General features: G+C 64.2%; 10 protein-coding genes. 1 reads left to right on the top strand and 9 read right to left on the bottom strand.

Annotated features, from left to right (window positions below; genetic code table 11):
* Nucleotides 1-125: 125 nt before the first annotated feature.
* The 9 genes from ABYF38_RS01890 to ABYF38_RS01850 all read right to left on the bottom strand — a co-directional run bounded on the left by ABYF38_RS01890 (nucleotide 126) and on the right by ABYF38_RS01850 (nucleotide 11,044).
* Entirely contained in the window at nucleotides 126-995 is an 870-nt protein-coding gene (locus ABYF38_RS01890) for a type IV toxin-antitoxin system AbiEi family antitoxin domain-containing protein (RefSeq protein ID WP_371152440.1), read from the bottom strand.
* 151 nt (nucleotides 996-1,146) lie between these two features.
* Nucleotides 1,147-2,994 (bottom strand): AMP-dependent synthetase/ligase, encoded by a 1,848-nt coding sequence (locus ABYF38_RS01885; protein WP_371152439.1) that lies wholly within the window; start codon nucleotides 2,992-2,994, stop codon nucleotides 1,147-1,149.
* Nucleotides 2,995-3,116: 122 nt separating this feature from the next.
* On the bottom strand, nucleotides 3,117-5,795 hold the full coding sequence (valS, locus tag ABYF38_RS01880; protein ID WP_371152438.1) for a valine--tRNA ligase: 2,679 nt from the start codon (nucleotides 5,793-5,795) through the stop codon (nucleotides 3,117-3,119).
* 113 nt (nucleotides 5,796-5,908) lie between these two features.
* Nucleotides 5,909-6,547 (bottom strand): DUF6318 family protein, encoded by a 639-nt coding sequence (locus ABYF38_RS01875; protein WP_371152437.1) that lies wholly within the window; start codon nucleotides 6,545-6,547, stop codon nucleotides 5,909-5,911.
* A 394-nt stretch (nucleotides 6,548-6,941) separates the two neighbouring features.
* Nucleotides 6,942-7,394: a hypothetical protein gene (locus ABYF38_RS01870; protein WP_371152436.1), complete on the bottom strand. Its 453-nt coding sequence runs from the start codon at nucleotides 7,392-7,394 to the stop codon at nucleotides 6,942-6,944.
* A 345-nt stretch (nucleotides 7,395-7,739) separates the two neighbouring features.
* Nucleotides 7,740-8,300, bottom strand: coding sequence for a hypothetical protein (locus tag ABYF38_RS01865; protein ID WP_371152435.1), 561 nt, complete (start codon nucleotides 8,298-8,300; stop codon nucleotides 7,740-7,742).
* 209 nt (nucleotides 8,301-8,509) lie between these two features.
* Nucleotides 8,510-9,193 carry a DUF6318 family protein gene (locus ABYF38_RS01860; RefSeq protein ID WP_371152434.1) on the bottom strand — a complete coding sequence of 228 codons (684 nt, stop codon included), beginning with the start codon at nucleotides 9,191-9,193 and terminating at the stop codon, nucleotides 8,510-8,512.
* Between the two features lie 409 nt (nucleotides 9,194-9,602).
* Entirely contained in the window at nucleotides 9,603-10,364 is a 762-nt protein-coding gene (locus ABYF38_RS01855) for a hypothetical protein (RefSeq protein WP_371152433.1), read from the bottom strand.
* The gene (locus tag ABYF38_RS01850; protein WP_371152432.1) at nucleotides 10,361-11,044 is read right to left on the bottom strand and encodes a DUF6318 family protein; all 684 of its coding nucleotides are present in this window, start codon (nucleotides 11,042-11,044) and stop codon (nucleotides 10,361-10,363) included. Before ABYF38_RS01850 ends, ABYF38_RS01855 begins: the two co-directional genes overlap by 4 nt.
* A gap of 426 nt (nucleotides 11,045-11,470) precedes the next feature.
* Between ABYF38_RS01850 and ABYF38_RS01845 the strand changes: the two genes are divergently transcribed.
* A complete protein-coding gene (locus ABYF38_RS01845; protein WP_371152431.1) occupies nucleotides 11,471-12,529 on the top strand; it encodes a hypothetical protein in 1,059 nt (352 codons plus the stop codon).
* Nucleotides 12,530-12,919 lie beyond the last annotated feature (390 nt).

The following is a 12,919-nucleotide window of genomic DNA, read 5'->3' as shown; positions in this document are numbered from 1 at the left end:
GTGTTCAGCGCACTTATCCTTTGCTGTAATTCCTGGACAGGGGATGTCTGATGGATAGCTCTCTGGACCAGCCGATTTGCTGCGTCAAGGTGGTGCTTTGTGGCCTGGTGAGAACGCATTACGCCTTAAAGGATCGCCGCGATTTGCTCGGCGCCAGGGAATGTGGATGATAATTTTGCTAGGCGCAATTGCTTAACGAGCGTTTCGGAGGCCGAGCTCATCGCCCTAATCTTCGCGGCGAGCGGATTAGGTAGGGTAGTCGAGCGCAGTGCTAATGTGCGTGCCTGTGTAACGGCCGGGTTTTTCTCAATGGCGGGTATGCGGATAATCGACTGAATCGTGTCTAGTATCGGCTGGGGAAGGCCTGTGATCTGTATGCACGCACTGAGAAGCGATTCGCCGGAGGAATGGCCAAACCTGTGGGAGGTCGCGTGAAGCGCTGAGGCGAGGGCCTCGGGGGAAGTAAGTGATTTTCCAAGCGCGTCGTGCACCAGCTCCGCAACGTGCGCAATATCCGTGTTCCCTGCAGAGAGGTCTCCAATAGTGCGGGATGCGCTCGTAACGTTGAGGCCAGCCACCACGTCAACGTCTGTGTCGGAGAGCGGGGCAATTACGTAACGTATGTCCGTCTGTCGAGATTGCTTGCGAGCCCGTGTTGTAAGCGTGTGTCGGTTCGGCAGCAGGCTGCCAATGCCGTGGATTGCTGCCGCAGAGGAGTGGGAGAGTACTGGAGTCTCGCTGGAACCGACTCGTTGGTCGGCAAAGAGCGAAGGGGCACTGGCGAGCCATGCGGCACGTGCATCAGAGAACGGGTCGGCGCTGGCTGACGGGAGGGCATACACGCCGCGGCGCACGACAACTACGTCGCCACTGGAGGCAAGACGCGAGAGTGTGGTGCGGTCAATGCCAAGTTGAACCGCTTGGTTAGAGGTGATCAGCCCTCGTTGGCTGACGGTGGCTGCCTCAAGGGTGCGTAGTGCATCTACGGTCCTCATGCTCACCTCCGGCTGCATTTGTTACATCTAGGTGTAGTAAACGTAGCATCCAACTAGAGGTGGTGCGAGAGATCGCGAGAGAGGGCGGGGTGTGCGCCGCACACCCCGCCCCGACACTTCGCCCGGGAACGCCTGCTCCCAGAGCCTAACGTCAGCCTTCGGCCGGGCCCGTGGTCACGCCCGCGTACAGCTCCTCGATGTCCGCCGCGAAGCGCTGCGTCACGATCGCCCGGCGCACCTTCAGCGACGGGGTCAGCAGCCCGTTGGCCTCCGTGAAGTCCGTGGTCAGCACCTTGATCTTGCGGATCGACTCCGCCCTAGAGACCGCCTTGTTGGCGCGCGCCACCGCGCGGTCCAGCGCCTCCAGCACCTTGGGGTGCTTGGCGGCCTCGTCCACGCCCATGCCCGGCAGCCCGTGGTTGGACAGCCAACCGGGCAGCATCTCCTTGTCCAGCGTCACCAGCGCGGCGATGAACGGGCGGTTGTCGCCCACCACCACCACCTGGCTGACCAGCGGGTGACCGCGCAGGCGGTCCTCCAGCACGGCCGGGGCCACGTTCTTGCCGCCCGCAGTCACGATGATCTCCTTGGCGCGGCCCGTGATGCGCAGGTAGCCGTCGGCGTCCAGCTGCCCGATGTCACCCGTGTTGAACCACCCGTCGGCGTCGATCACCTCAGCGGTGGCCTCCGGGTTGTTGTGGTAGTACTCGAACACCTGGTCGCCCTTGACCAGGATCTCGCCGCCGTCCCCGATGCGGATGGAGGCGCCCGGCACCGGCGGGCCCACCGTGCCCAGCTTGTTCAGCTGCGGGCTGTTCACCGAGATCGGCGCCGTGGTCTCCGTCAGTCCGTAGCCCTCCAGGATGGACAGGCCCATGCCACGGTAGAAGTGGCCCAGGCGGTCACCCAGCGGCCCGCCACCGGAGATCGCGTACTTCGCGTTCGGGCCCAGCAGGCGGGTGAGCTTGTTCAGCACCAGGCGGCTGGCCAGGCGGTGCTGCGCCTTCAACACCGCAGACGGTCCGCCCGGCTTGTCCAGCGCACGCGAGTACGTGATCGCCACCTTCGCCGCCCACCTGAACAGCTTCAGCTTCACGCCGCTGCCGGCCTTCGCGTCGGCCGAGTTGTAGATCTTCTCAAACACGCGCGGCACCGCCAGCACGTAGGACGGCGCGAACGCCGCCAGGTCATCCAGCAGCGTGGCCGGGCCGGGGGCGTGACCCAGCACGCCGGGGCCCAGCAGGCTGAGCACGTTCAGCAGCCGCGCGTAGGAGTGCGCCAGCGGCAGGAACAACAGCAGGCGCGTCTGCGGGGTGTTGATGACCTCCGCCAGCCACGGCAGACCGTTCTGAACCAGCGTGGAGAACTGGCGGTGCTTGAGCACCACGCCCTTGGGCCGCCCGGTGGTGCCGGAGGTGTAGATGATCGTCATCACGTCATCCAGGCTCACCGCCGCCGTGCGCGCCTCCAGCTCCTCGTCACTGACGGCCGCGCCGCGCTCGGCCAGCGTGCCCAGCGCGTCCTGGCTGATCGAGAGCACCTCCTCCAGGCAGGCAATAGCGGGCCTGGCCTGCGCCACGATGGCGGCGGTGGCAGCGTCGGACGTCACCATCAGCTTGATGGCCGCATCCATCCCCATCCACTCGACCTGCTCCGCCGACGACGTCTCATACACCGGCACCAGCACCGCGCCCGCGTACCACGTGGCCGCGTCGAGCACGCTCCATTCGTACGACGTCGCCGCCATCACGCCCACCGATTCGCCGTGGCCGATCCCCGAGGCGATCAGTCCCTTGGCAACCGCGCGTGCCTGCCGGCGAAATTCCTGCGCGCTGATTTTCTGCCACGCGCCGCCGACGTCGCTCTTGCGCTCCAGCATTGTTGCGGCCGGATTGCGCTCCACGCGGCGGTCCAGCAGACGCGCCAGCGTGTCGTCGTCGGCGGGGACCACCTGGATCGGGGTGGAGTACTCGCGCAGAGTGCCAATTTGCTCAGTCATGGCGCCAATTCTCCCAGGAAACATGCAGGTAGCTGCTTCCCGTCGGGCACCAAGACGAAGTGGCCGGTTTGGAGGAAGCCTCCAAACCGGCCACGCGTATCGCCGCAAATGTTGGGCCGATGCTACTTCGCCGGGCTCTCCTCGAGCTCGAAGTCCACCACGACGGCGCGCTCGGCAGCGTCGTCCTCCTCAACAATCAACTGGCCACGCAGCTTGCCGGCCTCACGCAGATCAGCCAGGCACGCCTCCACCGCGCCCGCCATGCCGGCAGGCACAGCCAGAGTGGCGTGGGCGTAAGGAGTGCGCTGAGACACCTTCGCCTCACTCTTGACCTTCCGCAAAGCGGCCAGAGCCTGCCCGGCGGCAGGAAGCAGGGCGACATCGCCGTCCACGCCGGCCAGAGCGTCGGCCACCGGCCACGCGGCGCGGTGCACCGAACCGGTGCGGTACCAAGACCACACCTCCTCCGTGGCGTACGGCAGCACGGGGGCCAGCAGGCGCAGCACCGTGTCCACCACGACCGCCAGGGTGGTGCGCGCAGAAACCGCGCCCGCGCTCGCCTCCTCGGCGCCCTCCACGCCGTAGGCGCGCTCCTTGACCAGCTCCAAGTAGTCGTCGCAGAACGTCCAGAAGAACGTCTCCGTCAACTCCAGGGCGCGCGTGTGGTCAAAACGCTCAAACGCCGCAGTGGCGTCCGCGACCACGCCGCGCAACGTGGCCAGGATCGAGGCGTCGATCGGCTCCGTCACGTTGGCCAGGTCCAGGCTCAGGCCCGCATCCCCACCCATCGTCAGGGCGAACTTCGAGGCGTTGAGCAGCTTGATCGCCAGGCGGCGGCCCACCTTCATCTGGCCCTCGTCGAAGGCCGCGTCCGTGCCCAGGCGGGCCGAGGCCGCCCAGTAGCGCACCGCGTCAGAACCGTACTGCTCCAGCAGACCCATCGGGGTGACCACGTTGCCCTTGGACTTGCTCATCTTCTTGCGGTCCGGGTCCAGGATCCAGCCCGAGATCGCGGCGTTGCGCCACGGCGAGCAGTCAAACTCCAGGTGCGAACGCACCATCGTGGAGAACAACCACGTGCGAATAATGTCCTGGCCCTGCGGACGCACGTCCATCGGGAAGGTGCGCTGGAACAGGTCCTCGTCAGTCAGCCAGCCGCACGCGATCTGCGGGGTCAGGGACGACGTCGCCCACGTGTCCATGATGTCCACCTCGCCGACGAAACCGCCGGCCACGCCCCGCTGGCCCTCGGTGAAACCGGCCGGCACGTCGATGGACGGGTCCACCGGCAGCGCCTCCAGCGACGGCGTGATCACGTCCTCGTAGTTGACCTCGCCGTCCTCACCCACGCGGTACCACACCGGGATCGGCACACCGAAGAAACGCTGGCGGGAAATCAGCCAGTCAGAGTTCAGGCCGCCCACCCAGTTCTCGTAGCGCACCTTCATGAAGTCCGGGTGGAAAGCCAGGTCATCGGCGCGGGAAAGCAGCTCGTCGCGCAGCTGCGGGCCACCCTCGGTGCGAGCGAACTCGCGGCCGCCGTTGCGGATGTACCACTGGCGGGAGGTGACGATCTCCAGCGGCTTGTCGCCCTTCTCAAAGAAGTTAGTGTTGCGCACCGTGGCCACCGGCTCGCCCAGCATCTCGCCGCTAGCCTTGGCCGCCTCCACCACCGTCTTGCGGGCCGTGAACGTCGTGGTGCCCGTGATCGCGGCAACCAGCTCGCGGCCACGCTGCGAAGTGACCCACTCCTGCTCGCCCGTGATGCGGCCGTCGTGACCGATGATCGAACGGATCGGCAAGTCCAGCTCGCGCCACCACTGAACGTCCGTCAAGTCACCGAAGGTGCAGCACATCGCGATACCCGCACCCTTGTCCATCTCCGCCGCGGCGTGGGCCAGCACCGGCACCTCCACGTCAAACAGCGGAGAGGTCACCGTGGTGCCAAACAGGTGCTGGTAGCGCTCATCATCCGGGTGAGCGATCAGCGCCACACACGCGCCCAGCAGCTCCGGGCGGGTGGTCTCGATGACCACGTCGCGCTCCTCCGCCGGGGCGTCAGCCGCAACATCCGTGCGGTGGAAAGCCAGCTTGTGGTAGTGGCCCGGGTACTCGCGGGCCTCCAGCTCCGCCTGCGCCACCGCCGTGCGGAACGTGACATCCCACAGGCCCGGAGCCTGCGCCTGGTAGGCCTCGCCGCGCTCAAGGTTGCGCAAGAACGCCGCCTGGGCCACCTTCTGCGCCTTACCACCGATCGTCTGATAGTGCTGGCTCCAGTCCACCGACAGGCCCAGGTAGCGCCACAGCGCCTCGAACTGCTTCTCGTCCTCCTCGGTGAGGCGCTCGCACAGCTCGATGAAGTTACGGCGCGAGATCGGCTGCTGGTCGGCCGCCTTGATCGACTTGCCCTCGCCGCCCTCGTGCGGCGGCACAAAGTTCTCCACGTACGGCAGTGACGGGTCACAACGCACCCCGTAGTAGTTCTGCACGCGACGCTCCGTGGGCAGGCCGTTGTCATCCCAACCCATCGGGTAGAACACCTGCTTACCCGTCATGCGCTGGTAGCGCGCCAGCACGTCCGTGTGCGTGTAGCTGAACACGTGGCCCACGTGCAGCGAACCAGAGACCGTGGGCGGCGGGGTGTCGATAGAGAAAACCTGCTCGCGCGAGGCACTGCGGTCAAACGCGTACGTACCCTGCTCGGCCCACGCGGCGCCCCACCGCGTCTCCAGGCCATCAGTGCTGACCCGCTCCGGTGCCTGGGCGGGGGGCAGAGAAGTGCTGTCACTCTGGCTAGTCATGGGGGCAATTCTCCCACGCCCGACCAACGGGCTCCCGGGCCGTGCGGGCCGTGGCGCTATGGCACCCATCACCAGGAAGGGGCTGTGTCTGGGTGCGTTCGGCCGGGGGAACATCAGCGAGTCTGGCCCGGCGCTTCCTTATTGACGAGTGCGACTACGTCCCATGCGTCGCCACTGAAGAGTAAGCGAACAGCAAACTGGTGGGTCTCGGGAGGTACTGAAGTCGTCTTATTCCCATCGCGATCTAACGTGAAAATAGCGCCGAGGTCCGCTTGGAGAGTCACCACAAACTCGCTGTGGTTATCGGGATTCATTCGTGAATCAACTATGCGGGGAGTGAATGCAGATAGCTCGTTTGTCACGCCCTTTTCGATTTTATCTACGGCCGTGTCCCGCATTTGCTGTTTCCACTCGCAATCGGGGAAGTTTTCATCCCACCATTCGATGTTGTGGGTGTTGATGAGGTACCACCAGGCTTGGAAGAGGAAGTGGGCGTAGGCCTCGGCACCGTCGAAACTGTTTTCCAGCGCTACGTCCGAGGGGACGGGCGGCTGGATCGTTGTTGAGGGGTGCGGCGAGGTTGCAGCCGTTGGGCTAGACGAGGATGGCGCTTGGGATGGAGTGGGGCTTGCCTTCATCGCTGAAGGCGCCTGTTCGTTGGTCAGCGCCGTGGCTTGGGTAGTGGACGGGGAAGCGGGCTCTGAGTTGGGGTCGGCTGAACACGCGGCCAGCAGGAGCGGGATCGCAGCCAAGAGTGTCAGGAATGTCCCGGGGGAAGGCTTGCGGTGGCTAGACCCGCCCGTTGGCGCCAGCGGGCTTGTCCTGGTGGAAGTGAGTTTGTGGTGCATGAATCTAACCTCACTTTGGCGTGCGACAGTGGCAACTGCCGTTTCTTGCTTTATTCCCATAAACAACCATTCAGGTTCTCAAACTCACACAAATGATGCGGAGTAGACGGAACTGCAGACGGCACCGGAAGTGCCGCGATCTGGGTGTCGTTTGATGGATTGTCTATAATGCTAGGGATAGCCTGCCAAACGGGGGAGGGTGATACTTCAACCCCATTGTCTGTTGTCGCGACTTTCCAAATGTCTGAATTGTCGACATGAGGCAAAAGCGCTAGTATGAACGCGAGGGCTAGGGTAATCACTTGGGATCATCTGCCCCTCGGGTCACAATGGCTATTGCGTCCCATGAATCGCCGTTGTGCAGGAGATGTGCGATTAATTCGTATGTCTCCCCCGGAGATGCTACACTCCTGGTGCCGTCCTTAGTCACGCTGTATATGTCGCTAACGTCGGCGTGTAGGGTTATTTCAAACTCGCTTGTGTTCTCAAGGTTTACTTTTCGGCTGATCACTTGTGGGGTAATCGCAGCTGTCTCGCTGAGAGTCTCGCTTTCGATTAGGTATAGCGCAGAGTCGCGTATCTTCGTCTTCCATTCGCAGTTGGGGATGTTGGTGTCCCACCAGTGGATGTCGTGGGTGTTGATGAGGTACCACCAGGCTTGGAAGAGGAAGTAGGCGTAGGCCTCGGCACCGTCGGCGCTGTCCTCCAGCGCTACGTCCGAGGGGACGGGCGCCTGTATCTGTTCCGGCAAGAGCGGTGTCTGGCTAGGGCCGCTGGGGACCGGTGTTGCCTGGGTGGATTGGTCGGAGGGCTGGCTGCTCGCCGGCGCCGTGGTGTTCACGCTGGGCATGGGCGGCGGGGCTGGGGGATGGTCGGTTTGGGTCGAGCACGCGGCCAGGGTGAGGGGAAGGGGCACCAGGGTGGCAAGGAAAAGCCCGCGTGCCACCCACCTGCGCGCGATCGAGCACGCCGAGACTTGGGTACTGGTTTGGTTGGCCTGCATGATTTCCTGCCTCCATCAACGCCCCGCCATCGCTGTGGGCGACTAGAGCTTCACCACGGCAGGGGGCGAGAACAACAAGGGGTGGGGGTGGGGTTAGTGGCCGGCTAGTTTTTCGGCTTCGTCGGTCAGGAAGGGCACGGCCATTTTCTGGGTGAACCAGCGCGAGTAGCTGACGGTTTGCACGCTGCCTTCGATGGGGATCCAGGCCCCGGTGCGGGGGTGGAGGAACTCGGCGCGCCAGGAAGTGGTCAGGGTGATGCGGTTCTTGGCTGCCCGGGTGAGGTATTGGTGTTTGTAGGTGGCCTGGGGGTCGGGCAGGCCTGGGTGGTCCACGGTCTCTACCGTGCCGTCGCCAAAGTCCCAGGTGTATTCGAACGGGGTGGCGCGTACTTGGATGTCGGCGGTGGTGAACTGCAGGGTGTAGATCCGCTCACCCGCGTCGGTCATTACCGGGGTGGGTAGGTTTATGAGTACGTCGCCGGTGTTGGGCCACATGATCACTGCGGGTGGGGCGAAGTTGATGGACTCGACCTCCCGGATGGTCACCGCTCTGGTCCAGTCCACCTCGGGTGCCTGGCTGGGGGACGGGCGGGGCAGGCGGCGTTTTTCCCCGTAGTCCCACATGCACTCGGTCGGGTCCTCAAACTCACACAAGTAATGCGGCCTAGTAGGAACCACAGACGGCACAGGCAAAGCCGCGATCGGGGCAGAACCTGGAAAATCCCCAGGGAGATCTGGTTTCACGCCCCAGTCTGTTGAAACCTCGACAGAAACGCCCTCGGAGTCTGCTGTTCCGTCCCACTGGTCAACTCCCAGCGAAATCGGGAGCATGAAAGTGAGCAAGATCGGGAGGCTCGCCTTCATCATTCGTGTCCCGCTTCGTGGTTTACGACTGCTACTGTGCGCCATTCGCCTTGGTCAAACAGGAGCCGGGCAACGAGTTCGTGGGTCTCAGCCTCTACTGACACCGTCCGCGTTCCTTGAGCGTCAATCGAGTAAATCTCGGCGATGTCAGCCCGCATCGTCACCATGAACTCGTTCGGGTCGTCTGGGTTGACTCGAGAATCGAAGACGTACGGCGTGAACTGGGCTAGCTCGTCTGTGATTGCCTCATCTATCTGATTAGCTGCTTTGGCGCGCATCTCGCTCTTCCAGCCACATTCGGGGATGTTGGTGTCCCACCAGTCGATGTCGTGGGTGTTGATGAGGTACCACCAGGCTTGGAAGAGGAAGTAGGCGTAGGCCTCGGCGCCGTCGAAACTGTTTTCTTGGGCGACGTCGGAGGGGACTGGTGGTTCTATCTCCTGTGGCTGCGGCGTCGTGGGGGTCGGGCTGGCCTCGGCTGCGGACTCTGAGGCAGCGGCGGACGGTGTGGCGGTGTTGACGCTGGGCATGGGCAGCGGGGCTGGCGGTGGCTTGGTTTGGGTAGAGCAGGCGGCCAGGGTGAGGGGAAGGGCCACCAGGGTGGCAAGGAACAACCTGCGTGCTGCCCGCCGGGCCGGGCCCGTGGCGGCCATTGCCGGTTGCTGGGTCGGGTTGATCTCCATGAATCGAACCTAGACCAGGGCTCGTTGCCGTATCTACCACTTGTGGAAAACACCCACCGCCCTCACGATCTCCACCGCCGGTCACCTGAAGGACCAGGTGAAGAACAAGGGACGAGCGCCCCACCCCAACGCCAACACGCCGAGGGCCGGTTTAGAGAGGGTGCGGGCGGAACGTCGTTCGTGCTCTGGGCTTCCACGCGGAGGGGGCGGTTGTGCAGGGTATCCCGGTAAGCCAGTTCCAGGTGTCTGGGCCTCCACGCGGAGGGGCCTGTTCAGAGCAGGGGGTGGGTGCGGCGTCGTTCATGCTCAGGGGTCCACGCGGAGGCACCGGCCCAGGGGCAGGGCTGGGTGAGGAAGTCATCCATGCCACGGGAGTAGAAGTGGGCCGGGTACGACTAGCAGGGGTGGTTTAGTGGCCGTCTAGTTTTTCGGCTTCGTCGGTCAGGAAGGGCACGGCCATTTTCTGGGTGAACCAGCGCGAGTAGCTGAGGGTTTGCACGCTGCCTTCGATGGGGATCCAGGCCCCGGTGCGGGGGTGGAGGAACTCAGCACTCCAGGTGGTGGTCAGGGTGATGCGGTTCTTGGCGGCGCGGGTGAGGTATTGGTGTTTGTAGGTGGCCTGGGGGTCGGGCAGGCCGGGGTGGTCCACGGTCTCGATCGTGCCGTCGCCAAAGTCCCAGGTGTACTCGAACGGGGTGGCGCGTACTTGGATGTCGGCGGTGGTGAACTGCAGGGTGTAGATGCGCTCACCCGCGTCGGTCATCACGGGGGTGGGTAGGTTGATGAGTACGTCGCCAGTGTTGGGCCACATGATCACTGCGGGTGGGGCGAAGTTGATGGACTCGACCTCCCGGATGGTCACCGCTCTGGTCCAGTCCACCTCGGGTGCCTGGCTGGGGGTCGGGCGGGGCAAGCGGCGTTTTTCCCCGTAGTCCCACATGCACTCGGCCGGGTCCTCAAACTCACACAAGTAATGCGGAGTCGTAGGAATCGCAGACGGCACAGGAAGCGCCACGATCGGATTATCGGTTGCCCCCGAGGTTGATACGTCTTCGATCTTCCATTCAATCGAAATACCGTCTGATTCTTGCTGGCCGGAGACCTCGTCGATCCAGTCTAAGGGCAACATGATGCCGGGGAGCATAGTTGCCAGTCCAATGAAGCGCTTCATCGTTCTCCCACCCTTACGATGGAAGCTCTGACTAAACGCCAACTCTCGGAGTCATAGAGCAAGTGGGCCGTAAGCTCTAGTGTCCCTTTGTCTTCGAGGACTTCTAGCTCACCGTCAGGCAAGGTGCGCTCAAGCGGACCAAACGGGCTCCGCATCCTGATTTGGTACTCGGATGCGTTTAACTCGTTGACAGCTCTCTCGGTGGTCTCTGGAAGAAGTGGCGGAAGATGGTCAATTACATCTGCTTGGAGGGCATCAGCGGCCTCGTCCCGTTTCTGGGTTTTCCATTCGCAGTCGGGGATGTTGGTGTCCCACCAGTCGATGTCGTGGGTGTTGATGAGGTACCACCAGGCTTGGAAGAGGAAGTAGGCGTAGGCCTCGGCGCCGTCGAAACTGTTTTCTTGGGCGACGTCGGAGGGGACTGGTGGTTCTATCTCCTGTGGCTGCGGCGTCGTGGGGGCCGGGCTGACCTCGGCTGCGGACTCTGAGGCAGCGGCGGACGGTGTGGCGGTGTTGACCGTGGGCATGGGCAGCGGGGCTGGAGGCGGCTCGGTTTGGGTCGAGCAGGCGGCCAGGGTGAGAGGAAGGGCCACCAGGGTGGCAAGGAGAAGCCGTGGTGCCACCCGCCGGGCCGGGCCCGTGGCGGCCTCTGCCGGTTGCTGGGTCGGGTTGATCTCCATAAACCGAACCTAGACCAGGGCTCGTTGCCGTATCTACCCCTTGTGGAAAACGCCCGCCGCCCTCGCGATCTCCACGGTCGGCCAGCAGGAAGACCAGGCGGAGCACAAGGGACGAGTGCCCCACCCAGGCCAACACGCCGAGGGTCGGTTTAGAGAAGGTGCGGGGGGAACGTCGACCACGTTCTGGGCCTCCACGCGGAGGGACTATCCCCAGCGACGGGACGGGTGGAACGTCGGCCATCACTGGCAAGCAACGACGCCACCACTTCCACACGCCGACAGGAAAACCCAGCCGGGAGAACGCTTCTAGCACCACTGGGCAATACATGTACCCCTCAAGCGGCGCGGTGGGCTGTGGAAAACAGCCGGTGCGCACCGCGCGCACGAGCACAGGCACGAAGGGGAAAAGCGGCATAAACAAGGTCAATGGACATCACCAAAGCCGACATCGTCCGCATGAAAACAGAGCAGCAAAAGCCGGGCCGGCCCCACGGCATAGCGCGAATCAGACGCGGGTACGGGCTCCGGCTCCGGCCCGAAGACGAACACGGCACGCCCTGGGACCTGCGCCGGCAGGTAACCCTGGCACGAATACTGGCCACAGATATGGCAGCGAAACGTCGGCCGGTGTTCGCCGCACAGTCCGCGATGGCAGTGTGGGGCGTGGATGGGTGGACGGAAAACCCGGACGTCGTGACACGGCGGGCAACCCCGGGACGGCTCGTAGAACTGCCAGCCGTGCAAGTAATGGAAACCTGCGTCTCGGCAGCCCGGGCCACACAAATCTACCTAGAAGCCCCATTCAAGCCGGTCGAGCGCCGAGGCGTGCTGGTCGACACCCCCGCCACCGTCGCCCTCCACATGGCGCTCCAAGCACACCCGCTCGAAGCGGTGGTCGCCGTCAGCGGGCTAATGCGTCTCATGGTCCAGTCAGGGCCAGGCAGCGCCGACACCCGAGAACAGCTCGCCGAGCGGTCAACAGCGGCACGCACCTACCTCCTGCAACACCTCGAAACCTATGCCGGCATGCGAGGAGCGCGCAGAGCCGCCCGAGTAATCGCGGCGTCCTCGGCTGAATGTGAAAACGTGGGCGAGCGCGCTGCCCTCTACCTGCTCGCCGGGCTCACCACAAGCGAAGTAACTCCCCAGCACCCCGTGCACCTCGACGGGCGCAAGTACTACCTAGACCTCGCCGTGCCAGACCAGCACGTAGCCGTCGAATTCGACGGGCTCGGCAAACTCGGGGCCACCGGGCGCGAGCTCCAAGCCGCCAAGCAACAATGGGTGGACCGCCAAGCGGCACTGGTCTCCGCAGGCTGGCGCGTCGTGCGCCTCAGCTGGCGAGACCTAGATGACCTCACCAGAACCCGGTCCCTGCTCGGTGCCCAGACCGGGTTAGGGGACCACACGGACAGCAACCACTCCGGGCTGTGGGTTCCACCCCCTGCCAGCACGCGCACCTGGAGGCTCCACGGGCTGCGATAACGCGGGGGCTTGGGGAGGGGCGGATGCTGGGGGTGGGGGAGTGGTGGGTGCGGGGCTTCGTCTGGGTGCTGGGGTGCGGGAGTGGTGGGGAGTTGGCTGGGGGCGGTGTGGTGGGCTCCGGCGCGGTTCTGGGTGCCGGGGGCTGGGGTGCGGGGCTGAGCGCTGACGGTTGGGCGTGGGACTCGACGTTTGGTTCTTCATCTCGACGTTGGGAGGTGAATTTAGACGTTTCGGGGGGTGTAAACGTCGAGTTGAGGTGGCGAACGTCGAGTTGAGGTGGCGAACGTCGAGTTGAGGTGGCGAACGTCGAGCTGGGGTGGGTGTGGGGCTTCGTCTGGGGGCTGGGGTGCGGGGCTGAGCGCTGACGGTTGGGCGTGGGACTCGACGTTT

The organism is Buchananella sp. 14KM1171 (genome assembly GCF_041380365.1).
In the GTDB taxonomy this organism is placed as follows: domain Bacteria; phylum Actinomycetota; class Actinomycetes; order Actinomycetales; family Actinomycetaceae; genus Buchananella; species Buchananella felis.
The sequence above is the reverse complement of the archived record's forward strand: the minus strand, read 5'-3'. Positions and strand labels throughout refer to the sequence as shown.